Genomic DNA, 25,913 nt, shown 5'->3' with positions numbered 1-25,913 from the left:
TCGTCATCCGACCGCAAGCCTTCATGCATACATTCAGATCCGCAACGCGACACCAAGGCGCAGCTCGCGGCCGGGCTCGTAACTGCCGCGCACACCTTCGTAACCCGGGATGTGCTCGAAATCCTCGTTGCTGGCGTGGTCCAGATACTGCTTGTCGAGAATATTCTTCAATGTCAGGTTCAACACTAGCCGATCATTGGGTAGCGCTGACCACTGGGCGTAGAGGTCGTGTACGCCGTAGCCGGGTTTGTCTAGCTTGCCGACGCCAGTGCGTAGCGAGTCCACAGCGGTGACGAAGCGGCCCTGCCAGCCGAAACTCAGCGCATCATTGGCACGGTAGTCGGCAAAGCCTATCCACGTATCGCCAAGCGTCGTGCCCAAGCCGTTGTGCTCGTATACGTTCAGATCATCGCCATCGAGCTCGATGGCGTTATGGTGGTAGCTCAGTCCAATGCTCAGTTGCTGCCAGTGATATGCGCTTTGCAACAACACGCCCTGGCTTCTGAGCGTGCCGCCGTTCACGTAGAGATTGGGTCGCCCGCTGGGGTCATAGATCACGTCGCGGATACGGGTGTCGTAGAGCTTGCCCGACAGCTCCAGACCGCCCTCGCGGAACTCGATCCCCATCTCGTTGGTGCGCGCTTTTTCTGCATCAAGGTCAGGGTCGTTACCTGCGGCATCGAGCTTGAATGCGTCGCGTACCTGCACGCCACGCAGTGCCTGAGCATGACCGGCGAGCAGCGCAAGTTGTGGCGTCAGTTGATAACGCAGATTCACGTTCGGGCTGAAGCCGGCGTCCGAGAAATCCTGCCCGTCACGATCATCGAGACGGTAGCGATCATAGCGAACACCCATGCCGAGCAGCAGTTTGTCCGTGACCTGATAACTGTTCTGGAGGTAGAAGCCGAGTACGCTGCCCTCCTCCTCATCCAGTTTGCGGTCGCCAGCAGGGCCAAGGCTGGTTTTGTCATCGCGATAATCGACACCATAAGTCAGGCGATGAGCACCAAACTCACTCGTATTGCGTACGTCCAGTCCGGCACTTGTTGTGTCACCGATGTACAGTCCCCAGCGTCCGTCCTGCTGCAACTCGGTGGAGGTGTGATAGGTCGTAACCTCGAGGTCGAGTAGCTCGTCGCTCAGCGGATTCCAGCCGTAGTTCAAGGTCCAGGTTTCGCGCTCCGTTTCCAGCGGAAATAATGGATTGAACCCACTCGGGATCCACTGCGGCCGCTGGCTGCGTTCGCCTTCGTCGGTGCGTTTTTCGTAGGACAACCGCAGCGTCTGCTCATCGCTCAGGCGCCCGACCAGTTTGGCGAAACCCAGTTGCTGCCGCGCTCCGGTGCCGAGAACATCGCGCCCCTTGCCATCCTCATAGTCGTTTTGATCCTGGTAGGTGGCCACCGCCAATGCCGACCAGTCATCGTTGACCCGACCAAACAAGCTCGTACTGGTCTTGTAGCCCTCTGCGTTGCTGAAATAGCCACCTTTTACCAGCGCACCAGCCCGCTCGCCCTCACGTAACAGATCGTCCGGATCCTTGGTGACGAAGCGAATCGAGCCACCCAAAGCCCCGGGACCCGACGTCGCATCGCCCGTACCGGCCCGCACTTCGGCACGCTTGAGCAGTTCCGGCTCGATGCCAATACGGCCTGTATGGTGGAAGGTCTGCCCAGGCTGGCTGGCACCGTCGATGGTGATGTTGAGCAAGGTATCCTCGAAGCCACGCAGATAGAGCTTTTGAGCCACGCCGGGGCCGCCGCCAACAGAGACCTCCGGACTGGACTCGAACACGTCCTGCAGGTCGGCCGCCTGGTAATGCTGAAGCTGCTCGGATTCGACGCTGTCGTCTTGCACGTGGCGCGCCGTTACCTCGGTGCCGCTCAACTCCAAAGGTGCGGATGGTTGAGCCTGGCAAGGCACGGTAGTCAGAAGCGCGGCGAACGACAGTGACCCGAGTAGCGCGCGCGGACATGGACAATGTTGCATGAAAGACCTCGAAGCAAGAATGCGAACGTTTCGTATTCATCATTCTCGCTGGAGGACTGCAGCAGCAGAATCACTTTTACAACTGTTACGCAGCGCTCCCTTCGCGGGGCAGCCAGATCCCCATACACAAGCCACCTTGCTCGTCATTGCGCGCCGCCAGTCTCCCGCCGATCGCACGTACCTGACGCTGCGCCAGCGCCAGGCCCAGGCCGTAACCGGCTCTATCTTCACTCAGCCGCTCGAACGGCAGGAAGATACGCTCGAGCCACTGCTCCGGCACCCCAGGGCCCTGATCGATGATCTCAAGGCAATAGGCCTGGGGGACGGTTTGCAGATGAATGCGTACTCTTCCTCCAGGCGGCGTGTGGTCGAGGGCGTTGCGCACTATATTCTCGATCGCCTGACCAAGCGCACGGTGGCAGCTGCCAACCAGCTCGGCCTCCGTAGGAAGCTGCGTGTCGATATGGCGATCCGGGAATTCGAAGCGGGCGTCATCAAGAATGCTATCCAGCAGATCGATCAGATCCAGCGTCTCGTCACGCAACCTGGGGCGCTCCGTTTCGAGCCAGCTCAGCGTTAGCGAATCCTCGACCAGACATCGCATCGCAGCGCAGTCCTGGCGTATACGCGGCAACAGGGTAGCGGAGTCCGCACCCTGCTCGGCAAGCCCCACCGCCATTTCGATACGAGCCAGTGGCGTACGCAACTCGTGAGACATCTCGGCGAGGCGCTGACGCTGATCGATGATCAACCCGCCAATTCGCTCAGCCATCGCATCGAAGGTTTCGGCCAACCCCGCCAGTTCATCGCGACGCGAGCCCAACAGCGCACCGGCCCGCGCTTCATAGTCTCCTTCGCTGAATCGACGGGTTGCTTGTTCCAGGCGATTCAGCGGCTGCATCAGATGGCGATAGAGCAACAGGCAGCCGATCACCAGCAACACCAGCGGCAACACCAGCTCCAGGAGCAGGCGTGCGGGATACCAGTAATGTCCGGGGCGCATACGTTGCGGCAGCTGGATCAGAAATCGCCGCTGCCCATCGGCGAACGGTACGTCCATGATCGGGTTGTCCTGGAAATAAAGGTGAATCTTCCACGACGGGTCTCGACCCAGACTGAATTCGCTGAGAAACCGCTCGGACAACTCACTGCCAGCCAGCGCCTGCAGGTGCGGCTCGACGATCGCTGCCCAGGTTTGCTCCTGCAGTTGCACGGAACGCAGCCAATCCTGCAGCGCCTTAGCATCCCCCTCGCGGTAGAGCGCCTCGGCTTGCTGCGCGTACTGGCGCAGCGTGTGCTGATGCTCGGCGTCAATGAAACTCATCTGCTCTTCGGCCTGACCGCTGAGCCGCGCGATGACCCAAAACAGCGCTACGCTGCCCAGCGCAACCCCTACGCACAGCTTCCAGAACAAGCGCCGGTTCATTGGAAGCTGTAACCGCGGCCGTGAAGCGTCTGTAAACGATCGGCGGCAAGCCCGGCCTCGCCCAACCGGCGCCGAATGCGACTGACATGCATGTCGAGGCTGCGGTCGTAGCCGCTGTACTCACGCTCCAGAACCACTCGATAGAGGTAAGGTTTGCTGAGGACTTCTCCGCGCTGGAGCACAAATTGCCAGAGCAGCCGGAACTGCAGCGGCGTCAACGCCAGATCATGCTCGCCAACCCGCGCCCATAAGCTGTGGCGATCGAGAATCAGAGAATCAACCTGCAGGGACGACGGCACTGTCACACGATGGTCTGCGCTGCGCGTACGCCGCAGGATTGCATCGATACGTAGCTGCAGCTCGGTCAGGTTGAAAGGCTTGGCCAGATAGTCGTCCGCGCCATGCCGCAATCCGCGAATACGCTCTTCCTCCGCGCCGCACGCTGTCAGCATGATCACTGGCGTTTGCTGCCGTTCACGCAGCCGGCGCAGTACTGAAAGTCCATTCATGTCTGGCAACATGACATCCAGCAGCACCAGATCCGGCGCGCTGGCCAATGCCATTGCCAGTCCGCTTTCACCCAACAGGCTGGATCGCACTGCATATCCTTGCAGTCTCAGTAGCTCAGCCAGCTGAGCGTTCAGAACCTGATCGTCCTCGATGACCAGCACATCCGCCAGGTACCCGCCCATCGCCACTCCTTGTCAGGTAGATACACCCGTCACTTGTAGATAATAATTCTCATCCAGTTTAAGCGAACAGGGGTGGACAGCGGAAAAGGATGTGGGCCGGCCTCTGGCTACAACTCGCTTACGCTGTTCCGTGATGTGCCATTGGTCGAGTTCCAGGAATCAAACGGCGCTCTCTGCAAGACTAAACAACGACGACGTTTTGCCAGCGGACGCCTATGCATACCACCTACAACATCGCACTGGTCAGCCTTTCCATCCTGATCGCCATCGCCGGATCTTTCACCGCCCTCGATCTCGCCAGCCGCAACCGGGTCGCCCATGGCTGGGCACGGCATGCGTGGCTAGCCGCCGCAGCCGCTTGCATGGGCGGCAGCATATGGTCGATGCACTTCATCGGCATGCTCGCCTTCGGCATGCCTGGGGTGGAGATTCAGTACGACGTCGGCTTGACGGTCTGGTCCTTTGTCCTGCCGATGGTGGTAACGGCCATCAGCTTCTTTGCTGTCGGCGCCAAGGGTTCGAACGGCGCAACCCTGGGCGTAGGCGGCCTGTTCATGGGCCTCGGTATTGGCGCGATGCACTACATGGGTATGGCCGCCATGACCCTTCACGCCGAGTTGAGCTATGACTGGGCATGGGTCGCGGTTTCCTTTGCTATCGCGATCGGTGCCTCTACGGTTGCTCTGTGGTTGTCGGCCAAGGGTGCGCGACCGCTGTTGCAGGGGATATCGGCTGTGGCGATGGGCTTCGCCATTGCTGGCATGCATTACGTTGCGATGATCGGCGCGCACTTCACGCCCTTAGATCTTGAGATACCAGTAACGGCCGGTGGCGGTCTGGATCTTGTGACCCTTGCCTCGGCCGTATCCGGTTCGACCTTCATTGTTCTGTTCTTTGGCCTGGCCGCCTCGATGCACGACAGACGTCGGGCAATCCTCAGCGAACGTGAGGCGTCGGCACTGCGCCTGAGCGAGGAGCGTTTCAGGGAGCTCTATAGCAAGACACCCCTGCCCCTGCACTCCCTGGACCACGACGGCCGCCTGGAGTCGGTGAGCGACGCGTGGCTCGCCCTTGTCGGGTTTCGCCGGGAAGATGTGATTGGACGCCAGCTGATCAGCTTCATGACTGAAGCATCGGCCCGGCAGATGATCGAGCAGGACTGGCCAGTGCTGCTCGAAACGGGCGAATGCCTGAACGCCGAGTATCGGCTCGTCGCGAGGGCCGGCATTTTCGTGGATGTACTCGCCTCGACCCGTATTGAAACGACCTCAGGAGGCTCGCTCATTCTCGGCGGCCTAGTTAATGTCACCGAGCGTAGGCAGGCTGAGGCTGCGCTGCGCCAGGCGCAGAAGATGGAGGCCGTAGGCAAGCTTACCGGCGGCATCGCACATGATTTCAATAACCTGCTGGCGGTGGTGGGCGGCAACTTGGAGCTGCTGCGCAAACGGATTCCGAGCGGCGAGACGCGTGTCGATAGCCTGATCGCGAATGCCCTGCAGGCCACACAACGAGGCGCTGGTCTGGTTCAGAGGTTGCTCACCTTCGCGCGCAAGCAGGAACTACGCCCCAGTTCGATCCTCCTTCCTGATCTGGTAATGGGCGTGCGCGAATTGCTGCAGCGCTCGGTGGAGGCGAATATAACCGTAGACATGCGCTTTCCGTTGAACCTGCCGCCCGCCTTCGTCGACGCAAACCAACTGGAAATGGTGTTGATCAATCTCGTGGTCAATGCACGTGATGCGATGCCCAATGGCGGCACCATCTGCATCGAAGGTCAGAGCCGACGGTCTGCCACCACGCACGACGGCCATACCCAGCGCGACTATGTCGTACTTACCGTGCGCGACAACGGCTGCGGCATGCCTGCGGAAATCCTGTCGCGTGCCACGGACCCGTTCTTTACCACCAAAGGGCCGAACAAAGGCACTGGCCTGGGGCTTTCCATGGCCCACGGCCTGGCCGAGCAGTCGGGTGGACGCTTGGAAATCCAGAGCAGTCCTGGCAACGGAACCACCATCGAGCTATGGCTGCCACAAGGTACGACGCAGCAGACCCAGCATGACGACGAGGTGATCGAAGTCCCCGGCACGCTATTGCCCCACACGATGTCGAGGGTTTCACTGGCAGTACTCGTGGTAGACGATGATCCGCTCGTGCTGGAAAACACTTCGGCGCTCCTGGAGGACCTCGGCTATCGCGTCACGGCGGTAGACAACGGCGAGGCGGCGCTCAGCCTCCTGCGCCGACAGGGCAATTTCGACATTCTGGTGACTGACCACATGATGCCGGGAATGACTGGCGCCCAGCTGGCTGAAACGATCCACACGGAGCGTCCAGGGTTGCCGGTTCTTCTGGTGAGTGGCTATGCGGACCTCGCCGAGGGTAACCGCCGACTTCACACCCTGGCCAAGCCCTTTACCCAAACTTCATTGGTTCACGCCATGAACCAGGCAATGGACCGACCGGATTCAGGTGTGGTGGTGGAGCTGTATCCATCCCATTGACGTTCTGCGATGCGGCGTTTAGGGCGGAAGTTGTGCAGCCTCAGATTCGGCCGGCAATGGGCATTTCAAGCTCAGCTGAGCGGCCGCACCATCGGTCAGTTGAGCCTCAAGCCACGCACTTGACAGCCGATAGCGCGTTCATCGCCACGCCCGCTTAAGCGGGCGGCCGTCTTAAGGCTCAAGATATGTTCGCGCTCAAAACCATAAAGTCACGTTACACAATCACCTTCATCGGCTTCGTATTGCTGGTCATGCTGCTCACGATGCTTGGCATCAAACGTTTCGTCGCGCCGCAGCTTATGGCAGCAGGCGAATCGATCGTGCTGTCCCAGGTCAGTGAAATTGGTGAACAGATCACAATGGAGCTGGCGCGGGTCGAAGCCCAGGCCCGTAGCATCACCCAGACTGTTCCCATGCTGGAAAGCGATGAGATTGACCGAGTTCTTCCGGGCCTGGTCGATCAATACGGTGACGTGAAAGTGTTCGGCGGCGGAATCTGGCCAATGTCAGGTGCACGGACGCCGGGACGCGCAAAGCACAGTACGTTCTACCATCGGGACCAGTCGGGGAAACTGGTGGTCAATACACACTGGAATTCTGCCGAATCCCTGAATTACTTCGAACAACCTTGGCATAGAGACGGCATGCAAGCCCCGCGTGGAAAATGCGTATGGGCCGCTGCTTACAAAGACGATGCGAGCGCAGAACCACGCACCAATTGCGCCATGACCATTTACAAGGACGGTTCGGCTTGGGGTGTCTCGACAATCGATCTGACACTCGGCTTTTTCAATCGACTGGTTGCCGAAAAGCAGGACGAGATCAAGGGCGAGGTGATGATCGTCGAAGCGGACGGCAAGATTCTCAGCAACCAACCGCAGGTGAGCGGAAACATGGTGCTGAGAAACGTGTCGGAGCTATCGGGCCAGTCCCCCTTTATTGCGTCGGTCCAACAGGCACTGCTGGGTAAGCCGCAACAGCTGCAACGCCTGGACTACATCAGCAAGTCCGGTGAAGACTTCAGTTTCTTTCTGACACCTATTGCGGGCACACCATGGCTATTAGCCGCGGCACTGCCCACAGCGCAGCTTGAAGCACGAAGCGACGCCATGCTCAAGACCCTCGCTTCGCTACAGATCCCCATGGTAATGATTCTGCTCGCGCTGATGATCTTTGCCCTCAACCAGTTGATGAAGCGACTCGGCGTGCTGCGCTCCAATATCGATGCGTTGTCCGCAGGCGATGCCGACCTGACCAAGCGAATCGATATCAAAGGCGAGGACGAAGTCGATCAGGTTGCGCGTTCGGTAAACGGGTTCATCGTCTATCTGCAAAAGATGATGATCGATGTAAGCGACGCCACTACCCAGATCCATAGCGAAATTGGCCAACTCAAGCAGCTATCGCGCACAACCAATGAAGCCCTCGCCCGACATGCGTCAGAGACCGATCAGGCGGTCACGGCGATCAACGAAATGAGCTCGACCGCCGAGTCCGTGGCACAGAGCGCCAGCGAAACGGCCACATTCACCCAAACCGCCAATCACAACGCCGCATCCTCGAAGCGAGTGGTTGACGACGCCTCCAGCAGTGTTCGGGCACTGGTAGGCGAAGTTGAAAGTGCCACCGCCAAGGTGCAGGCCATGGAGGCCGACGCTCAACGCATCAATGACGTACTAGGCGTAATAGGTGATATCGCCGGCCAGACCAACCTGCTAGCGCTGAACGCGGCGATCGAAGCAGCGCGCGCAGGCGAGCAAGGACGAGGTTTCGCGGTTGTCGCCGACGAGGTCAGAGCCTTGGCAGCACGTACCCAGCAGAGCACCTCGGAAATCAACGAGACACTCCAGCGGCTGCAGCAGGGTGTGGGGCTGGCGGTTCAGGCCATGGAGCAAACCAAAGTCAGCTGCCAGACAACCGCAGACAAAACCGCCCAGGTCACTGTCGGGCTGGACGAGATGGCCAGCTCGGTAGTTCATATCAACGACCTGAGTACGCAGATCGCCACTGCCGCGGAAGAGCAAAGCGCAGTGGCCGAGGAGATCAACCGAAACATGGTTGCCGTGCGGCATGTTGTCGACGAATTGGTGGAAAGCGGAGTGAGCGTGGACCGAAGCACGGAGTCGCTGCTCAACACGAACGGGCGACTTACGGCCGTGGTAAGCCGATTCAAGGTTCGCTGACACTGACATCAGCTCGATGTCGACTGAGCTAGACCTCGCGCTCCGGAACATCACAGCAGCCATGACCGGAACGCGGGTCATGGTACGGGGCCACCTTCCCCAACCGTGATGCGCAAGACGGCGCGCCTGGAACCAGTCCGGTCATTCCGGCTGATCGTTTGGGCCGTTAGGTGTCGGAGCGCTCGGACTTGGCTGTCAGCCAGTGTTCGAACCGCGTGCTTTGTACCTGGCCTTCCTTCGCGGCATAGCAGACCAGACGCAAATCACGGTCGACATCGATCACCAGTGAAGTGTGATCGAACACTACAGCGCCGACTTCCTTGATCTGCAAGTACCGGACACCCTGGCAAGGCCCATGGATATCCTGCTGTTTCCACCACGTTTTGAAATCCGGATCGAGCTTTTCCAGGTCCTTGACCAATGTTCCGATTTCCGGATCCAGGGGCGCCCTGACGAAGTCACGCCGAAAGCTCGACAGGATTTGTGACGCCTGATCGCCCCATGGATCGAGCAACGTCCGGAACGAAGACTCAGTGAACAACAGCCAGAGCAGGTTGCGTCGTTCAATCGGGAAACTCGAAAAACCGAACACCTTATCGGCGGCCGCGTTCCAGGCCAGCACGTCCCATCTCAGGTTCAACACATAGGCTGGGCGCAAATGCAGATCGTCCATCAGGCGATGGACCAAAGGCGGCACCACGCACCAAGTTCTTCCTGGTTCCGGAGGCAGCCGCTGGTGGGCTAACAGGAACAGGTGACGACGTTCGGTTGCATCGAGCTTTAGCGTTCTGGAAAGGTTTTCGAGAAACGCCGCTGAAACCCCGATATCCCGCCCCTGCTCGAGCCACGTGTACCAAGACAGTCCGACTCCTGCCAGCGCTGCAACTTCCTCGCGCCGCAAGCCAGGTGTGCGGCGCCGTCCACCCGATGGAAGCCCGACATCCTCTGGCGCAATGCGCTCGCGGCGGCTACGCAAAAACACCGCAAGTTCTGCCCTGTTTCGTTCATGGCTACGGGGCGCACTCATCCAATCACTCCTAGTAACAGCATAAGCGCTCAAATTGTAACTGTATGAGGCCGGTACTAAGAATAGCCTCTCGCCCGCCGAAGCTACGCTAGAACGAGGGCCAAGCTGATGCGGGTTTTGCTCATCCAGGAGAACATCGATGGTCCACGCATCAATTTGCGAGCTGCTGACGTGGCAGAAATCAGGCTGCCAGACTAACCGCTTCAAGCCGGCTGTCCGGTCATCCCAACACGCGCATATGGATGGAACACAAACTGGCAGAGTCGGCATCTGGCGTAGGTCACGACTCGAGTTGCCACCCCTGCCCCGACAGGATGGGGCCTGGACGGGATCGCGCACCTCCTCGTTGCGCTGGGGTGTCGCCCTATGAGCTCGCCCTCCTCCAACTCTCATCCGGTCTATCTCATAGCTATCGGCGCATTTGCACTTGGGATGGCCTCCTACGTCACGGCCGGGCTGATTCCCATGATCGAGGCTTCGTTCTCAGTCTCCGTTGCGATCGCAGCACAGCTGGTAACGGCCTTCACCCTGGCCTACGGCCTCGGCTCGCCGCTGTTAGTCGCGCTGACGCCACCTGATCGGCAACGCACTGGGCTCCTGGCTGCGCTGGGTCTATTCGTGATTGCTAATGCAGCAAGTGCTCTAGCGCGTGATTTCAATACCTTGATGATCTGGCGCGCGGTCGCCGGGGCTGGCGCAGGCGTCTACCTGGCCATGGGGATCGGAGCATCAGCAGCGTTATCGACTGCAGAGCGGCGAGGCAAGTCTATTGCCATCATTATGGGCGGGATGGCCAGTGGCGTGGTTTTAGGTGTCCCGCTGAGCCTTGTCATCGCGGAACAGATGGGCTGGCAGGCCGCATTGTGGCTGGTCGCACTGTTGGGCCTGCTCGCCTTTGTGGGGTTATCAGTCTTGCTCCCCTCGCTGCCCTGCGCGGCGACCAGTTCGCTTCGCGAAAAGCTCGCCATTCTCTCTGACGGCCACGTGCTAACCATCTTGCTCGTATCGTTGCTCGCGGCGATTGCCAGCCTCGGGATGTACACCTTCATTGCGCCGCTGCTCACCGACACCGATCACGGTTCCGTTCGCTCGATAAAGCCGTATCTCTGGATCTGGGGCATCGGTGGTGTGATGGGCAGCCTTCTGATCGGGCCGGTGGTTGATCGCATACGAGGACCGGTGATAGTCCTTACGATCATGCTGATCCTGAGTGCTTCGCTTTTTCTATTGCCCATTTCTGCTTCGCTCAATGTGTGGTTCGCAGCGCTACCCATCGCGATATGGGGAGCCGCTGGATGGGCATTGCAGGTGCCCCAGAACAATGAACTCATCCTGGCTCGTCAGGTACAGGGCGACGGCAACCTTGCGATTGCCTTGAACGAGTCAGCGCTGTACCTGGGTAGTGCCATCGGCGCAGCAGCTGGAGGCTTTGTCCTGCTTCTGCAGATGCAGACCTGGACACTTTCCGTCAGTGCCGCCACGGTTGCGCTGGCTGGTGCGCTGCTTCAGATCGCCAATCTGCGGCGGCAGACCGGTTGTGCGGGCGCTACCCACGCCAGGCCCTGTCGCTGATCAGAGCCGAGCCTCCCGTCCTTCATATTGGGGTACCCCGTCGTAATTATCGGCGGCGGCACACCGGCGTTCCGACCAAACGCTATATGAAACGTCAGTGGGCCGGAGCCGTTTAGCAAACCTGCCAAAGGCGATCAGCAACGGCTCCGCACTTCGTACACGATCATCCGACAGGTTTGGCTAGGCCCTGATGCAAGTGGCTTGTTCGTTAAAGCGAGCATAGCGCTCGCACCTCAAGCTAAAGCCCGGACCGGCTTGGGGCCCTCCGCTGGCAAAGCTTGGTATCCTGACGCGTCCAACTGTCATCGGGGGTTCCGTGTTCTCACTCAAGCGCAAGGGCGATTTCCGCCTGCAGCTGACCCGTACGCTGAAGCAGCCTGGACGGCACAAGATCGAGCTGTATCTGTTCACCCCGCATGAAAGCAATCTGTCGGCCTGGACCCTGTCGGAGGAGCACTTCTTCTTTACCACCCTGAAGCACAGCTTCGGGTTGCTCGGCATGCCGTCGAAGGATCGCATCAGCAAGGCTGATCAATCCTTCGTGCTGCTCTCACCGCATTACGAAATCATGTACGGCTCCTGGTTCTTCCAATACCAGGCCTCAATGGAGCGGTTGCGTCAGCAAATGCTCGCTTCCGGGGCCGTTGCTGAGCCAATTGCGCGCGGCCTGCGGCTCAGTCAGAACTTTGCGCAGCGCCTGCGCAAATCCAGCCCGAACCAGAGCAATCAGCAGCGCTACTTCCGTCAGATGGACATCTATTTCTCATGGCACGCCGAGCAGTTTCTGCTGGAAGGCATGACCCTCGAGGGTTTTGCCACTCTTGATGATGAGCTCAAGCAGGCCGTAGCCGAATTCCTGCGCCAGGAACACAAATACCGCAAGGAGCGCGAGTACCTGAGCGATTTCCACGGTACGCCGACACGCATATGGAACCGCATGGCGTTGTATCACCGGTTGCTGGAGTACCCAGTGCTGTTGCGTTCGAAGGTCACGGAACTGGGGGCTGGCACCCACAAGCTGGTCAAAGCAGCATCGACGATGCTGATCATGTCGCTATTCACCTACTTCCTGTTCAACGCGCGGGACGCCAGCGAAAAGCTCTCCCTGGCCCTACTGCTGGTGATCGCCCTGGTTTACGCCATCCGTGACTTGCTGCGTGACGACATGATCACCGCTCTCACCCGCAGGCTCCGCAAGGGCAAGCCGCGCTGGAAGATTCGCCTGCTCATGCCTTATACCCGCAAGCTGCTTGCTCAGCAGTGGGTCTGGCTCGACTACCGCAAGCTGCCCAATTTGCCGCCGCTGGTACGTGAACACTCCGGCAAATGGGCCACCAACGAGGAGCGGCAGGTCATTTGCTATCGCGCGCTGCTCAATTTGGACAAGGCTGCGCTGGAACATGACGAAATTCGGGAGAGGCTTACGCTGGACTGCGAACAGCTATGCGCAATGATCCAGGCCAGCCACAACAAGCTGTTCGTTCGCACGGACGACGACTCCTCTGGCGATAACGCCTCTGCCCCGGTCCAGGCCCACGCGATCGAGAAGCAGCACGACTACAACCTGCTGCTGCTGCACACCATGCCCGGTGAGCACTTTCCGTCAGCCCAACGCTGGCGTCTGAGGCTCGGCACCAACGGCATCGTGCAATGCGAGAACAAGAAGGCGCATTGGCCTGAGCAGCCGGAGTCAAGACGTTCCGTGTGGGATCGCCTGATTCGCCCGTGGCGACGAGGATAAAACTTCGCCACATCGCCTGCGGCCTCACGCTAGCGTGTGCATCACTGCAGCTGCAGTTGATGCGGCGCCCAAGCCAGAGCATCACCGGCAACTTTTGGCACGCACAGGGTCGCAACTGCGCCGTGGAACCCAAGCCATAAAGGACGATTGCCGGCTACTCGCTCCGCTCAGAGAAGTGGCAGTGCGCGACGCGCATGCCATCTTTGCGGCTTCGCGAATAGCCAAGACCTGCAATAACAGAGCCTGCTGCAGATCCAGGTGCGCGCGTTCGTACACCGCATAGAAAATCGCAAGGCACAAAAAAGCCCCTATTACGGGGCTTTCAGAGATTTCGATTCTCCATAAGAAGTCTCGAGAATCATGTAATGGTGCGGACGGAGAGACTCGAACTCTCACACCTTGCGGCGCCAGAACCTAAATCTGGTGTGTCTACCAATTTCACCACGTCCGCTAAACAGGGCTTAAACGAAAACGCCAGGCAGCGCCTGGCGTTCTCTGGAATATGGGGTGGACGAAGGGGATCGAACCCTCGACACCAGGAGCCACAATCCTGTGCTCTACCAACTGAGCTACGCCCACCATATTGCATTTGCTTGTGCCAGAGCCCGAAATGGCGCACCCGGCAGGACTCGAACCTGCGACCATCCGCTTAGAAGGCGGATGCTCTATCCAACTGAGCTACGGGCGCTTTATCTGCATTCTGTTCGGAGCGCAGACTTTAAAGCTCCGGCCCTAGAAGAAGCTACCCTCTTCGAAAGCCATCTCACCCAGCAGCAGGCTGTGCTCGACAAGCGGGGCGAATGTTATAGAGGCTCCAAACAGTCGTCAACAGCAAATTCAAAAAAATTTCAGTTAGATAAAGGAGTTACAGGTGCCGGTAGCTGCTTCGCCTTTGCCGCATCGCCATGGCATGCGAGAATACGCACCCTTTCCAAGTCCTCTCCAATGGTTAACCACGCGTCATGACCGCAAAACTGATCGACGGTAAAACGATTGCTGCCAACATTCGCCAACAGATCTCCGGTCGTGTTGCCGAACGGCGCGCCCAAGGGCTCCGAGCGCCCGGCCTCGCCGTGATTCTGGTGGGCAGCGACCCAGCCTCCCAGGTTTACGTGGCGCACAAGCGCAAGGATTGCGAGGAGGTAGGTTTCAACTCCGTGGCCCATGACCTGCCGAGCGATACTCGACAGGAAGATCTGTTGGCTCTGATCGATCAACTTAACAACGACACGTCCATCGACGGCATCCTTGTGCAGCTGCCACTTCCCAAGCACCTCGATGCCTCGCAGCTGCTCGAACGCATCCGCCCTGACAAGGATGTGGATGGCTTCCATCCCTATAACGTCGGTCGTCTCGCTCAACGCATGCCGCTACTGCGACCCTGTACGCCAAAAGGGATCATTACGCTGCTGGAGAGCACCGGTGTCGATCTGCACGGACTGGATGCAGTCGTGGTGGGCGCATCCAACATCGTCGGCCGTCCGATGGCTCTGGAGTTGCTGCTGGCTGGCTGCACCACCACCGTGACTCATCGCTTCACGCGCAACCTTGAAGAGCACGTTCGCCGTGCCGACCTGGTGGTCGTAGCGACTGGCATTACCGGCTTGGTCAAGGGTGATTGGATCAAGCCTGGCGCGATCGTCATCGATGTCGGTATCAACCGCCAGGCAGACGGTCGCCTGCTGGGTGATGTGGAGTTCGGGCCAGCCAGCGAGCGAGCTGCCTGGATTACCCCGGTCCCCGGTGGCGTAGGCCCGATGACTCGCGCGTGCCTACTGGAAAATACGCTGCATGCAGCGGAGCATCTGCATGGGTAACTGCCAGGACTGAAAACAAAAACGGCACCTTTCGGTGCCGTTTTTTTTGCCTTACTCAGCCAGGCGCCAGGTCGTCCCGCCTTTGCCATCCTCAAGCACCACACCCATTGCGGTGAGCTGGTCGCGGATGCGATCGGATTCGCCCCAGTTCTTCTCCGCCCGCGCAGTGAGGCGTGCAGCGATCAACGCTTCGACCTCGGCGGCATCGACCTTTCCAGCCGCACCGGCCTGCAGGAAGGCGTCGGGATCGAGCTGGAGCACACCTAAAACGTCAGCCAACTGCTTGAGGCGTGCTGCCAACGCTGCGGCGGCATTGATATCGGACTCGCGCAGGCGGTTGACCTCGCGGACCATCTCGAACAGTACCGCGCAGGCTTCCGGCGAGTTGAAGTCATCGTCCATCGCGGTACCGAAGCGCGCGGCGAATTCGTCACCACCAGCAGGCGCCGCGTTCGGTAGACCCTTGAGGCCGTTATAGAAGCGCTCCAGGGCGCCCTTTGCCTCGCGCAGACTGTCCTCGGAGTAGTTGATCGGGCTGCGGTAGTGGCTTGAGACCAGCAGGTAACGCACCACCTCGGGCTGGTATTTCTCCAGCACTTCGCGAATGGTGAAGAAGTTGCCCAGGCTTTTGGACATCTTCTCGCCATCGACTCGCACTGCGCCAGCGTGCATCCAGGCATTGGCGTACTGCTTGCCGGTGGCAGCCTCGCTCTGCGCGATCTCGTTCTCGTGGTGCGGGAATACCAGATCCGGTCCACCGCCATGAATGTCGAAGGTCTCACCCAGGCAGCAGGTGGACATTACCGAGCACTCGATATGCCAACCGGGACGCCCAGCGCCCCACGGCGAATCCCAGCTCGGCTCTCCGGGTTTGGCGCCCTTCCACAGCACGAAATCCAGCGGATCTTCCTTGGCCTCATCGACCTCAATGCGCGCGCCGATCTTCAGGTCCTGGATCTTGCGCCGCGACAGCTTGCCGTAACCGACGAACTTGCCGACGCGGTAGTAGACGTCACCGTTGCCTGGTGCATAGGCGAAGCCCTTGTCGATCAGCGTCTGGATCATCTGGTGCATGCCAGCGATGTGATCAGTGGCGCGCGGCTCGATATCAGGACGCAACACGTTGAGGCGCGTCTCGTCCTCGTGCATGGCGGCGATCATGCGCTCGACCAGGGCCTGGAACGGCTCGCCGTTCTCACCGGCACGGCGAATGATCTTGTCGTCGATGTCGGTGATATTGCGCACGTAGGTCACGTCATAACCTCGGTGGCGCAGCCAGCGAGTGACCACATCGAAAGCGACCATCACCCGGGCATGGCCGATGTGGCAGAAGTCATAAACCGTCATGCCGCAGACGTACATGCGCACCTTGTTGCCTTCCAATGGGCGGAAGGCTTCCTTGGTCTTGGTCAGGGTGTTGTAGATTGACAACGCCATCATTGGCCCCAGGAGTCACGCAGTGTGACGGTGCGGTTGAACACAGGTGCGCCCGGCTTGCTGTCCTTCATGTCGGCGCAAAAATATCCTTCGCGCTCGAACTGGAAGCGCTCTTCCGGTTCGGCATTGGCAAGTGAAGGCTCGGCACGGCAGCCCTTGAGCACCACCAGCGACTCGGGGTTGATATTGTCGAGGAAGCTGCCCCCCTCCTCGTCCTTCTCCGGATTAGCCGAACGAAACAGCCGGTCGTACAGACGCACTTCGCACTCGACGCTCTCGGCTGCCGGAACCCAATGGATCACACCCTTGACCTTGCGCCCCTCCGGATTCTTGCCGAGGGTGTTCTCGTCATAGGAACAGCGCAGCTCGACGATATTGCCCTGATCATCCTTCACGGCTTCATCGGCACGGATGACGTAGCTGCCGCGCAGGCGCACTTCGCCGCCCGGAATCAAGCGTTTGAACCCAGCCGGAGGGACTTCCTCGAAGTCGCCGGCGTCGATGTAGAGTTCCCGGCTGAATGGCAGCACCCGCACGCCCATATCCTGCTTGGGATGGCGCGGTAGCTCGAGGTTCTCGACCTGGCCTTCCGGGTAGTTGGTAATCACCACCTTGAGCGGCTTGAGCACGCACATCGCACGGGCTGCATTGGCATCAAGATCTTCGCGGATGGCGAACTCCAGCATGCCGATGTCGACGACGCCACCGGCGCGATTCACACCGATCATGTCGCAGAAATTGCGGATCGACGCCGGGGTGTAACCGCGACGACGAAAGCCAGAAAGCGTCGACATCCTCGGATCGTCCCAGCCGTTCACGTGCTTCTCATCGACCAGCTGCTTGAGCTTGCGCTTGCTGGTGATGGTGTAGTTCAGGTTGAGGCGGGCGAATTCGTACTGACGCGGCTGCGCCGGCACCGGCAAGTTGGCCAGGAACCACTCGTACAGCGGCCGGTGATCCTCGAATTCCAATGTACAGATCGAATGCGTGATGCCCTCGATGGCATCCGACTGACCATGGGTGAAATCGTAGCTGGGGTAGATGCACCACTTGTCGCCGGTCTGGTGATGGTGCGCATGGCGAATGCGATAGAGGATCGGGTCGCGCAGGTTCATGTTGGGCGAAGCCATGTCGATCTTCGCCCGCAGCGCACGGGCGCCATCCGGGAATTCACCGGCTTTCATGCGCGCAAAGAGATCGAGGTTTTCCTCCACCGATCGCTCGCGGAACGGACTGTTCTTGCCGGGCTCGGTCAGGCTGCCGCGATACTCACGCGCTTGCTCAGGCGTCAGATCACAGACATAGGCCTTGCCCGCCTTGATCAGATGGACGGCCCACTCGTGCAGCTGATCGAAATAGTTGGAGGCATAGCGCTCCTCGCCCGCCCACTGAAAGCCCAGCCATTCGACATCACTCTTGATGGCGTCGATGTACTCCTGGTCTTCCTTGGCCGGGTTGGTGTCATCGAAGCGCAGGTTGCACTCGCCACCGAACTCCTTCGCCAGGCCGAAATTCAGGCAGATCGATTTGGCGTGGCCGATATGCAGATAGCCATTGGGCTCAGGCGGGAAGCGGGTGACGATCTTGGCGTGCTTGCCGGAGTCCAGGTCGGCCTGGACGATCGGACGGAGAAAGTTGCTAGCGGCGGGAGTCTCGGGCTTGCTCATGATGTCCTTAACGATCAGCGAGTGCGGCTCAGGGTAGGCCGACCAAATCAAAGCGCTTATCATAGCGGACCCGTCAACCCCCTGACAGAGCAATGCGTCCAGGTGGCACTGCCATCAGCGGTTGACGACACTCGGTAACGACGACCCTTGCAGCGGCCTGTCCCGCACCATCAAAAACGGAACCTCACCCGATGATCAAACTGCACACCAACTACGGCGTCATCACCGTCAATCTATTCGAAGACAAGGCTCCGGAAACCACTGCCAACTTCAAGGAATACGTGAAGAGCGGCCACTACGACGGCACCATCTTCCATCGCGTGATCAGCAACTTCATGATTCAGGGCGGCGGTTTCGAATCCGGCATGAAGCAGAAGCCCACCCGTGCGCCGATCAAGAACGAGGCCAACAATGGCCTTTCCAACAAAATCGGCACCCTGGCAATGGCCCGTACCATGGAGCCGCACTCTGCCTCCGCGCAGTTCTTTATCAACGTGAAGGACAACGACTTCCTCGACCACAGCGCGCCGACCGTACAAGGTTGGGGTTACACCGTGTTCGGCGAAGTGACCGAAGGCATGGACGTGGTCGAGAAGATCAAAGCCGTGGCGACCACCATGAAGTCCGGTCATCAGGACGTTCCGGTGGAAGACGTGGTGATCGAGAAGGCTGAGATCGTCGAGTAAAGCGAGTGATCCTGCTGATCTCGGATCTGCATCTGGAAGAGAAGCGCCCGGACATTACCCGGGCGTTTCTGCATTTCCTCGAAACACGCGCCTGCCAGGCTGAAGCGCTGTACATCCTCGGTGATTTCTTCGAAGTTTGGATTGGCGACGATGCGATGACACCCTTTCAATGCTCGATCGCAGAGGCCTTGCGCGGCCTGAGCGGTCGTGGCGTGCGCATCTACCTGATGCACGGCAATCGTGACTTCATGCTGGGCAAGGGCTTTTGCCGGGCAGCGGGCTGCACGCTGCTGGCCGACCCGAGTGTCGTCGAGCTTAACGGTGAACGCGTCCTGCTGATGCATGGCGACAGCCTGTGCACCCGTGATGAAGGCTACATGCGTCTGCGGCGGGTGCTACGCAATCCGCTCAGCCTATTCATCCTGCGCAATCTACCGCTGCCCACTCGCCGAAAACTGGCGCGCAAGCTGCGTAACGAGAGCCGCACCCAGACGCGCATGAAAGCCACCGACATCATTGATGTCACTCCGGAGCTGATTCCTCGCGTGCTCATCGAGCATGGCGTGCAGACGCTGATTCACGGCCACACCCATCGTCCGGCGATACATGAACTGGAAGTGCACGGCCTTCGGGCACGACGGATCGTACTCGGTGATTGGGACCGTCAAGGCTGGGCGTTGCAGGTCGATCAAAACGGCTTCCACCAGACGCCCTTCGATTTGAATTAAGCCGCCAGCGGCACACCGCTGTGAAAGCGAAACTCGGCGTCCGGGCTTTCGATCAGATCACGCTCACGCTCGCGCACTCGGATGATCGTTGCATCCACATCCGCCGCTTCACCGTATTGGTAAGCCAGCTTCAGGTAGTCCTGAAAGTGCCGTGCTTCGGATTTCAGCAGGCCGTGATAGAACTTGCCCAGCTCTTCATCAAGGTGCGGGACCAGCATGGCGAAGCGCTCGCAGGAACGCGCTTCGATAAAGGCGCCAATCACCAACGTATCGGTCAGGCGATACGGCTCATGGTTACGCACCAGTTCGCGCAGGCCAGCGGCATAGCGAGACGAACCGACGTTACGCAGTGCAATCTCACGTCGGCGGATGATGGCTAGCACCTGCTCAAAATGGCGGAGCTCTTCGCGCGCCAGACGCGACATCTTGTTCTGCAGATCCGGTTTGTCGATGTAGCGAAACATCAACTGAAACGCCGCTCCCGCGGCTTTCTTCTCACAGTTGCCATGGTCGATCAGCATCACATCCTGATTCCGCAATGCTGCCTCCACCCAGGCTGCGGGCGTGGCACAACCGAGAAATTCATTCAGATCAGGAAGCATGTCGAACCTTGCATATTCAGGAACAAAATAAGCCGACGGTTACATGGCACCGCCCGACGCCGGGCGGGCATTATTGCGAATGCCGCGCGGAGCAGCCAGCCTTGCTTGATATACATCACGGCCGGCATCGCAGGCTTGTCTATAGTTGACCAACCTGAATCTGGAAATGGAGCCGATCATGCAAGCCATTCGCTGCATCCTCGTGGTAATTGACCCGAACCAGCCGCAAGCGCTGGCACTGAAACGCGCCCGGCTGATATCTACCGTCAGCCAGTCCCGCCTGCACCTGCTGATCTGTGACACCAAGCGCGATCACAGCGCGCACTTGGCGACATTGCGCGAACAGCTGGAGAGTGGCGGCCACCAGGTCACGACACAACAGGCGTGGCATGAAAGCGTTCACCAAACCATTATCACCGTGCAGCAGGCAGAAGGCTGTGGTCTGGTGGCCAAGCAACACGTGCCGGACAACCCCTTGAAGCGTGCCCTGCTCACCCCTGAGGATTGGAAGCTGCTGCGCTACTGTCCGTGCCCGGTTCTGATGGTGAAAACCGACAATCCTTGGACAGGCGGCAACATTCTTGCGGCAGTAGACGTCGGCAACTCCGATGTTGAGCATCGCACCTTGCATGCAACCATCGTCAATCACGGCTACGAGATTGCCAGTCTGGCTGATGGCAAGCTGCACGTGATCAGCGCGCACCCATCCGCGATGCTCTCCGCAGCCGATCCGGCTTTCCAGCTGAAGGAAACCATCGAGGCGAGATACCGCGACGCATGCAAGCAGTTCCAGGAAGAGTTCCATATCCCGGACGCTCAGCTGCACGTCGAGGAAGGCCCCGCCGATGCGCTCATCCCACGGGTTTGCCATCAGTTGAAAGCAGTCGTGACCGTCATTGGAACCGTGGCACGAACCGGCTTCTCCGGCGCCCTGATGGGCAACACCGCTGAGGTGGTGCTCGACACGCTGGAAAGCGACGTTTTGGTCCTTAAGCCCAACGACATCATCGATCACCTTGAGGATCTGGTTCGTCACTGAGCCCGCTGAGCGAAAGCCTCCCATGAGGCTTTCGTCGTCAAATCCTGACGTCCATTCCCTCCAGCAGAAAGCGTGGCGCGATGTAGCGCTCGTAGTGCGCTTCGGATAACAGGAAGAACTCCCGATCAATGGCGTCGCGTAAATCTGGCAGCGGCCAGTCGCGAAACTCTGGCAGCAACACGACCCCATATGCATCGAGCTGCTGAATGACTCGTGCGCCGCGGGCAATCAAATGATAGGCCCAGCAGTACGGCGACTGCTCCACCACGAAGCGGATTTGCCGCGCCTCCAGCTGTTGGCGCAACAGCTGCGCGTCGAACACTTCGAGCTTGGCCGCCATCACTTGCGCCAAGAGAATCTCGAGACGTCGCCATACCGCCCGCTTCTCCTGCTCGTCATAGGCGTTCCAATTAACGACCTCGTGATGAAAGCGCTTACAGCCACGACAGACGACATCGCCGTATACCGTCGAGCAAAGGCCGATGCAGGGAGTCTTGATGCGCTGACTGGACATGAGCGGAGTGGATTGGTGAGCGGTCGGGCATCTTAGACTTTTGTCCTACCAGGGTCACCTGTGTTTGCCCTCAGAATCGGCGACACCCGACCGCAGCCCGCGGCCTGGCTGCTCTCGGAGCACGCTAACACGCGCCCCGATAAAGCATGCGGCATCAGCCGCCGCAGGCGCTCGACTTAACTTTGCAGCCCATTTCCAGTAGAATCGGCCCGCCGTTTTTGGCGCCACATTCCATAAGAAGCTGTTTTCAAAGCGTCACGAGCACAGTTGAACCGGCTGCATGCCGGATGCGCAGAACTGCCTGTACCCTGCCCATCCGGCTTCGCCCGCCCGGCGTAAAACTTTGAAAACAGCTTCCGGATGCGCGTCCCGAAACACCCGAGGGACCAATGATGAGGGTAAAAACTGTGCTTGAAGCCTATCGCAAACACGTAGAAGAGCGTGCCGCCCAGGGCGTCGTGCCCCAGCCGCTGAACGCCGAGCAAACCGCAGGCCTGGTCGAGCTGCTGAAGAATCCGCCAGCCGGCGAAGAAGAATTCCTCGTTGACCTGATCACCAACCGCGTCCCCGCTGGCGTCGACGAAGCCGCCTACGTCAAGGCCGGCTTCCTGTCCGCCCTGGCCAAGGGTGAAACCTCCTCGCCATTGCTGAGCAAGCAGCGCGCTGTCGAACTGCTGGGCACCATGCAGGGCGGCTACAACATCGCTACTCTGGTCGAGCTGCTGGATAGCGCCGAGCTGGCCGCTGTTGCCGCCGAGCAACTGAAGCACACGCTGCTGATGTTCGACGCTTTCCACGATGTGGCCGAGAAAGCCAAGGCTGGTAACGAACACGCCAAGGGCGTGATGCAATCCTGGGCTGAAGGTGAATGGTTCACCAATCGTCCGGCTGTTGCCGAGAAGGTCTCCCTCTCCGTATTCAAGGTGACCGGCGAAACCAATACTGACGACCTGTCGCCGGCTCCTGATGCCTGGTCGCGCCCTGACATTCCGCTGCACGCGCTGGCTATGCTGAAAATGGCCCGCGACGGTATCAACCCGGACGTACCGGGCTCCGTAGGCCCAATCAAGCAGATGGAAGAGCTGAAAGCCAAGGGCTTTCCGGTTGCTTACGTCGGCGACGTAGTCGGTACAGGTTCCTCGCGGAAGTCCGCTACCAACTCCGTGCTGTGGTTCTTCGGTGACGACATCCCGAACGTACCGAACAAGCGCGCTGGCGGCTTCTGCTTCGGCACCAAGATTGCTCCGATCTTCTACAACACCATGGAAGATGCCGGCGCTCTGCCGATCGAATTCGATTGCAGCAATCTGGGTATGGGCGACGTGATCGACGTCTATCCGTATGCCGGCAAGGTTTGCAAGCACGGTACCGATGAAGTCATCACTACTTTCGAACTGAAGACTGAAGTACTGCTGGATGAAGTCCGTGCTGGCGGCCGAATTCCGCTGATCATCGGCCGCGGCCTGACCGAGAAGGCCCGTGCTGAGCTGGGCTTGGCTCCGTCCACCCTGTTCAAGAAACCGGATGCACCGACCGACAGCGGCAAGGGCTTTACCCTCGCGCAGAAAATGGTCGGTCGTGCCTGCGGCCTGCCGGAAGGCAAAGGCGTCCGCCCGGGCACCTACTGCGAGCCGCAGATGACCACCGTCGGCTCCCAGGACACCACTGGCCCGATGACCCGCGACGAACTGAAAGACCTGGCTTGCCTGGGCTTCTCCGCCGACCTGGTCATGCAGTCGTTCTGCCACACCGCTGCCTATCCGAAGCCAATCGACGTCAACACGCACCACACGCTGCCTGACTTCATCATGAACCGCAGCGGCGTGTCCCTGCGTCCAGGTGACGGCATCATCCACAGCTGGCTGAACCGCATGCTGCTGCCGGACACCGTTGGTACTGGCGGTGACTCGCACACCCGCTTCCCGATCGGCATCTCCTTCCCGGCCGGTTCTGGCCTGGTTGCCTTCGCTGCCGCCACTGGTGTCATGCCGCTGGACATGCCGGAATCCGTACTGGTGCGCTTCAAGGGCCAGATGCAGCCTGGCATCACCCTGCGTGACCTGGTTCATGCCATCCCCTACTACGCCATTCAGCAGGGCCTGCTGACTGTCGAGAAGAAGGGCAAGAAGAACATCTTCTCCGGCCGCATTCTCGAGATCGAAGGACTGAATCAGCTGACCGTCGAGCAAGCGTTCGAGCTGTCCGACGCCTCCGCGGAGCGCTCGGCTGCAGGCTGCACAATCAAGCTGCCGGAAGATTCGATTGCTGAGTACCTGAGATCCAACATCACTATGCTGCGCTGGATGATCAGCGAGGGCTATGGTGATGCCCGCACCCTGGAGCGCCGCGCTCAGGCGATGGAAGCATGGATCGCCGATCCGAAGCTGCTAGAAGCGGACAAGGACGCCGAGTACGCGGCCGTGATCGAGATCGACCTGGCCGAAGTCAAAGAGCCTGTGCTTTGCGCTCCGAACGACCCAGACGATGCGCGCTTGCTGTCCACCGTAGCTGGCGAGAAGATCGATGAAGTGTTCATCGGCTCCTGCATGACCAACATTGGCCACTTCCGCGCTGCCGGCAAGCTGCTCGACAAGGTCAAGGGCGGCATCCCGACCCGCCTGTGGCTGGCTCCGCCAACCAAGATGGATGCTCACCAACTGACCGAAGAAGGCTATTACGGCATCTATGGCAAGGCTGGCGCGCGCATGGAAATGCCGGGCTGCTCCCTGTGCATGGGTAACCAGGCTCGCGTTCAGACCGGATCGACCGTGGTTTCCACCTCGACCCGTAACTTCCCGAACCGCCTGGGCGATGCCACCAACGTCTACCTGGCGTCGGCCGAGCTCGCAGCGGTAGCAGCCATCACCGGAAAACTACCGAGCGTTGAGGAGTACATGGGGTACGCGAAGAACATCGACAGCATGGCTGCCGACATCTATCGCTACCTGTCCTTCGACCAGATCGCTGAGTTCCGTGATGCCGCGGAGAAGGCCAAGATCAAAGTCGTCGAAGTCTGATGACACGGTAAGGCAATGAAAAAACCCCGCTCCGGCGGGGTTTTTTATTCATGGTTTTTTCTTCTATGTTCGCCGATCCCTTATTGCCGAAGTGACAATCAGCGCTATCGGCGTGGTCACTACGAACGCACAACAGCAAGCTGGCTCTCTCGTCGGCAAAGCATTCGGCCATTTACCACGAAGCCGCAAAGGCACCGCTGAAGAACTGCTTTTCTACGGACAAAGAAAAGCCCGGACTAGCCGGGCTTTTCTAGAAGTAGCTAATTCAGATTACTGAACCTGAGCTTCTACTTCGGCCTCAACGCGACGGTTGATCTGACGACCTTCCTCGGTGGAGTTGTCGGCAACCGGACGGGACTCACCGTAACCTACGGAGTTCACGCGACCACCTTCAACACCGTACTCGTTGACCAGAACGTTGCGAACTGCTTCGGCACGACGCTCGGACAGACGCTGGTTGTACTGATCAGTACCAACGGAGTCAGTGTGACCTTCAACGGTGGTGTTGGTCTGCGGGTACTGCTGCATGAAGTCAGCGAGGTTCTTGATATCGCTGTAGCTTTCTTCACGAACGCGCGACTTGTCGAAATCGAACTTGACGTCCAGCTCAACACGTACCAGTTCCGGAGCCGGCTCTGGCTCGGTGTCGACGATCGGAGCCGGGGCCGGCTCTGGGGTCGGCTCGACTGCCGCAACCTGGCGAGCACCGCCACCGAAGTTCAGACCAACACCGACGCCAGCCATCCACTCGCCTTCGTCTGCGTCGATGTTGTACATGCCATCAACGCTGGCTTTAGCAAAGAAGTTCTCGGTGAAGTAGTACTTCAGGCCGGTACCAACGTTTGCAAAGGTGCTGCGATCGCGGCCGCCACGGTCAGCCTGACCGATGCTCTGGTGAGCCATGCCAGCGGACACGTAAGGACGCAGACCGACACCCGGCGCGCCGAAGTGGTAGGCAGCGTCAAGGGAAGTCAGGCTGCCCTTGATGTTCTTGTGGCCGCCACCATCAACCGGATCCTTAGAGGTCAGGTCGTGATATTCGCCATAGGAGAGACCCAACGAAACATCGTCGGTCAGGAAGTAGCTGACGCCAGCGCCGTAGAGCTCGCCGTCACGCTGCACATCACGCGAGCTATCGGTGAAGTAATGCTTACCGAACGCTTCCACCTCTACGGCACCCTGTCCTTGGGCCAGCGCGCTAAAAGAAGTGGCGGCAACCATCGAACCGATAACGACGCCTAAGGTGTTTTTAAGTTTCATCCGTAAATCCCC

18 protein-coding genes and 3 tRNA genes are annotated in these 25,913 nt (G+C 59.4%); 9 read left to right on the top strand and 12 right to left on the bottom strand.

The window, feature by feature from the left end:
* Positions 1-33: 33 nt before the first annotated feature.
* From CXK91_RS02045 to CXK91_RS02035, 3 genes are all read right to left on the bottom strand, one after another.
* On the bottom strand, positions 34-1,989 hold the full coding sequence (locus CXK91_RS02045) for a TonB-dependent receptor domain-containing protein (RefSeq protein WP_103454732.1): 1,956 nt from the start codon (positions 1,987-1,989) through the stop codon (positions 34-36).
* 85 nt (positions 1,990-2,074) lie between these two features.
* Complete coding sequence (locus CXK91_RS02040; protein WP_256055628.1) at positions 2,075-3,403, bottom strand: sensor histidine kinase; 1,329 nt, start codon at positions 3,401-3,403, stop codon at positions 2,075-2,077.
* Positions 3,404-3,411: 8 nt separating this feature from the next.
* On the bottom strand, positions 3,412-4,107 hold the full coding sequence (locus CXK91_RS02035) for a response regulator transcription factor (protein ID WP_103454730.1): 696 nt from the start codon (positions 4,105-4,107) through the stop codon (positions 3,412-3,414).
* Between the two features lie 215 nt (positions 4,108-4,322).
* Between CXK91_RS02035 and CXK91_RS02030 the strand changes: the two genes are divergently transcribed.
* Positions 4,323-6,611 (top strand): MHYT domain-containing protein, encoded by a 2,289-nt coding sequence (locus tag CXK91_RS02030; RefSeq protein ID WP_103454729.1) that lies wholly within the window; start codon positions 4,323-4,325, stop codon positions 6,609-6,611.
* A 185-nt stretch (positions 6,612-6,796) separates the two neighbouring features.
* The gene (locus CXK91_RS02025) at positions 6,797-8,794 is read left to right on the top strand and encodes a methyl-accepting chemotaxis protein (protein ID WP_103454728.1); all 1,998 of its coding nucleotides are present in this window, start codon (positions 6,797-6,799) and stop codon (positions 8,792-8,794) included.
* A 166-nt stretch (positions 8,795-8,960) separates the two neighbouring features.
* Here CXK91_RS02025 and CXK91_RS02020 read toward each other — a convergent pair whose 3' ends face one another.
* The gene (locus CXK91_RS02020) at positions 8,961-9,821 is read right to left on the bottom strand and encodes a helix-turn-helix transcriptional regulator (RefSeq protein ID WP_103454727.1); all 861 of its coding nucleotides are present in this window, start codon (positions 9,819-9,821) and stop codon (positions 8,961-8,963) included.
* 366 nt (positions 9,822-10,187) lie between these two features.
* Between CXK91_RS02020 and CXK91_RS02015 the strand changes: the two genes are divergently transcribed.
* Positions 10,188-11,393, top strand: a complete 1,206-nt coding sequence (locus CXK91_RS02015) for an MFS transporter (protein ID WP_103454726.1) — start codon at positions 10,188-10,190, stop codon at positions 11,391-11,393.
* A 316-nt stretch (positions 11,394-11,709) separates the two neighbouring features.
* Positions 11,710-13,134 (top strand): hypothetical protein, encoded by a 1,425-nt coding sequence (locus CXK91_RS02010; RefSeq protein ID WP_103454725.1) that lies wholly within the window; start codon positions 11,710-11,712, stop codon positions 13,132-13,134.
* A 366-nt stretch (positions 13,135-13,500) separates the two neighbouring features.
* On the opposite strand, the gene CXK91_RS02005 is transcribed toward CXK91_RS02010, so the two are convergent.
* From CXK91_RS02005 to CXK91_RS01995, 3 genes are all read right to left on the bottom strand, one after another.
* Positions 13,501-13,585 (bottom strand) — tRNA-Leu (locus tag CXK91_RS02005).
* A 52-nt stretch (positions 13,586-13,637) separates the two neighbouring features.
* Positions 13,638-13,713: transfer RNA gene (locus CXK91_RS02000), tRNA-His, on the bottom strand.
* Between the two features lie 32 nt (positions 13,714-13,745).
* Positions 13,746-13,822, bottom strand: a tRNA-Arg gene (locus tag CXK91_RS01995).
* Positions 13,823-14,096: 274 nt separating this feature from the next.
* Here CXK91_RS01995 and folD point away from each other — a divergent pair.
* Complete coding sequence (gene folD, locus CXK91_RS01990) at positions 14,097-14,951, top strand: bifunctional methylenetetrahydrofolate dehydrogenase/methenyltetrahydrofolate cyclohydrolase FolD (protein WP_103454724.1); 855 nt, start codon at positions 14,097-14,099, stop codon at positions 14,949-14,951.
* Positions 14,952-15,002: 51 nt separating this feature from the next.
* On the opposite strand, the gene cysS is transcribed toward folD, so the two are convergent.
* Together cysS and CXK91_RS01980 are read right to left on the bottom strand one after the other, a co-directional pair.
* Positions 15,003-16,388, bottom strand: coding sequence for a cysteine--tRNA ligase (cysS, locus tag CXK91_RS01985; RefSeq protein ID WP_103454723.1), 1,386 nt, complete (start codon positions 16,386-16,388; stop codon positions 15,003-15,005).
* The gene (locus CXK91_RS01980; RefSeq protein ID WP_103454996.1) at positions 16,388-18,055 is read right to left on the bottom strand and encodes a glutamine--tRNA ligase/YqeY domain fusion protein; all 1,668 of its coding nucleotides are present in this window, start codon (positions 18,053-18,055) and stop codon (positions 16,388-16,390) included. Before CXK91_RS01980 ends, cysS begins: the two co-directional genes overlap by 1 nt.
* Before the next feature lie 191 nt (positions 18,056-18,246).
* On the opposite strand from CXK91_RS01980, the gene CXK91_RS01975 reads away from it, so the two are divergent.
* Together CXK91_RS01975 and lpxH are read left to right on the top strand one after the other, a co-directional pair.
* Complete coding sequence (locus tag CXK91_RS01975) at positions 18,247-18,741, top strand: peptidylprolyl isomerase (protein WP_003284277.1); 495 nt, start codon at positions 18,247-18,249, stop codon at positions 18,739-18,741.
* 5 nt (positions 18,742-18,746) lie between these two features.
* On the top strand, positions 18,747-19,469 hold the full coding sequence (lpxH, locus tag CXK91_RS01970) for a UDP-2,3-diacylglucosamine diphosphatase (protein WP_103454722.1): 723 nt from the start codon (positions 18,747-18,749) through the stop codon (positions 19,467-19,469).
* Here lpxH and CXK91_RS01965 read toward each other — a convergent pair.
* Positions 19,466-20,071: a tRNA-(ms[2]io[6]A)-hydroxylase gene (locus tag CXK91_RS01965; protein WP_103454721.1), complete on the bottom strand. Its 606-nt coding sequence runs from the start codon at positions 20,069-20,071 to the stop codon at positions 19,466-19,468. The two genes, lpxH and CXK91_RS01965, sit on opposite strands and share 4 nt — an antisense overlap.
* A gap of 178 nt (positions 20,072-20,249) precedes the next feature.
* On the opposite strand from CXK91_RS01965, the gene CXK91_RS01960 reads away from it, so the two are divergent.
* Positions 20,250-21,110, top strand: a complete 861-nt coding sequence (locus tag CXK91_RS01960) for a universal stress protein (RefSeq protein ID WP_103454995.1) — start codon at positions 20,250-20,252, stop codon at positions 21,108-21,110.
* Positions 21,111-21,147: 37 nt separating this feature from the next.
* Here CXK91_RS01960 and CXK91_RS01955 read toward each other — a convergent pair whose 3' ends face one another.
* Positions 21,148-21,624 carry a DUF1289 domain-containing protein gene (locus CXK91_RS01955; protein ID WP_103454720.1) on the bottom strand — a complete coding sequence of 159 codons (477 nt, stop codon included), beginning with the start codon at positions 21,622-21,624 and terminating at the stop codon, positions 21,148-21,150.
* Positions 21,625-22,031: 407 nt separating this feature from the next.
* Between CXK91_RS01955 and acnB the strand changes: the two genes are divergently transcribed.
* A complete protein-coding gene (acnB, locus tag CXK91_RS01950; protein ID WP_103454994.1) occupies positions 22,032-24,641 on the top strand; it encodes a bifunctional aconitate hydratase 2/2-methylisocitrate dehydratase in 2,610 nt (869 codons plus the stop codon).
* A 270-nt stretch (positions 24,642-24,911) separates the two neighbouring features.
* Here acnB and CXK91_RS01945 read toward each other — a convergent pair whose 3' ends face one another.
* Positions 24,912-25,901 (bottom strand): OmpA family protein, encoded by a 990-nt coding sequence (locus tag CXK91_RS01945; RefSeq protein WP_103454719.1) that lies wholly within the window; start codon positions 25,899-25,901, stop codon positions 24,912-24,914.
* Between the last annotated feature and the right edge of the window lie 12 nt (positions 25,902-25,913).

It is taken from the genome of Stutzerimonas stutzeri (assembly GCF_002909485.1).
GTDB classification, from domain to species: Bacteria; Pseudomonadota; Gammaproteobacteria; order Pseudomonadales; family Pseudomonadaceae; genus Stutzerimonas; species Stutzerimonas stutzeri_AH.
Note: the sequence above shows the minus strand (reverse complement) of the source record. Positions and strands in the feature narration are given on the sequence as shown.

Coding starts and splice junctions, on each gene's coding strand:
- CXK91_RS02045 (WP_103454732.1), bottom strand. CDS start 1,989: ATGCAACATTGTCCATGTCCGCGCGCGCTACTCGGGTCACTGTCGTTC.
- CXK91_RS02035 (WP_103454730.1), bottom strand. CDS start 4,107: ATGGGCGGGTACCTGGCGGATGTGCTGGTCATCGAGGACGATCAGGTT.
- CXK91_RS02030 (WP_103454729.1), top strand. CDS start 4,323: ATGCATACCACCTACAACATCGCACTGGTCAGCCTTTCCATCCTGATC.
- CXK91_RS02025 (WP_103454728.1), top strand. CDS start 6,797: ATGTTCGCGCTCAAAACCATAAAGTCACGTTACACAATCACCTTCATC.
- CXK91_RS02020 (WP_103454727.1), bottom strand. CDS start 9,821: ATGAGTGCGCCCCGTAGCCATGAACGAAACAGGGCAGAACTTGCGGTG.
- CXK91_RS02015 (WP_103454726.1), top strand. CDS start 10,188: ATGAGCTCGCCCTCCTCCAACTCTCATCCGGTCTATCTCATAGCTATC.
- folD (WP_103454724.1), top strand. CDS start 14,097: ATGACCGCAAAACTGATCGACGGTAAAACGATTGCTGCCAACATTCGC.
- cysS (WP_103454723.1), bottom strand. CDS start 16,388: ATGGCGTTGTCAATCTACAACACCCTGACCAAGACCAAGGAAGCCTTC.
- CXK91_RS01980 (WP_103454996.1), bottom strand. CDS start 18,055: ATGAGCAAGCCCGAGACTCCCGCCGCTAGCAACTTTCTCCGTCCGATC.
- CXK91_RS01975 (WP_003284277.1), top strand. CDS start 18,247: ATGATCAAACTGCACACCAACTACGGCGTCATCACCGTCAATCTATTC.
- CXK91_RS01965 (WP_103454721.1), bottom strand. CDS start 20,071: ATGCTTCCTGATCTGAATGAATTTCTCGGTTGTGCCACGCCCGCAGCC.
- CXK91_RS01960 (WP_103454995.1), top strand. CDS start 20,250: ATGCAAGCCATTCGCTGCATCCTCGTGGTAATTGACCCGAACCAGCCG.
- CXK91_RS01955 (WP_103454720.1), bottom strand. CDS start 21,624: ATGTCCAGTCAGCGCATCAAGACTCCCTGCATCGGCCTTTGCTCGACG.
- CXK91_RS01945 (WP_103454719.1), bottom strand. CDS start 25,901: ATGAAACTTAAAAACACCTTAGGCGTCGTTATCGGTTCGATGGTTGCC.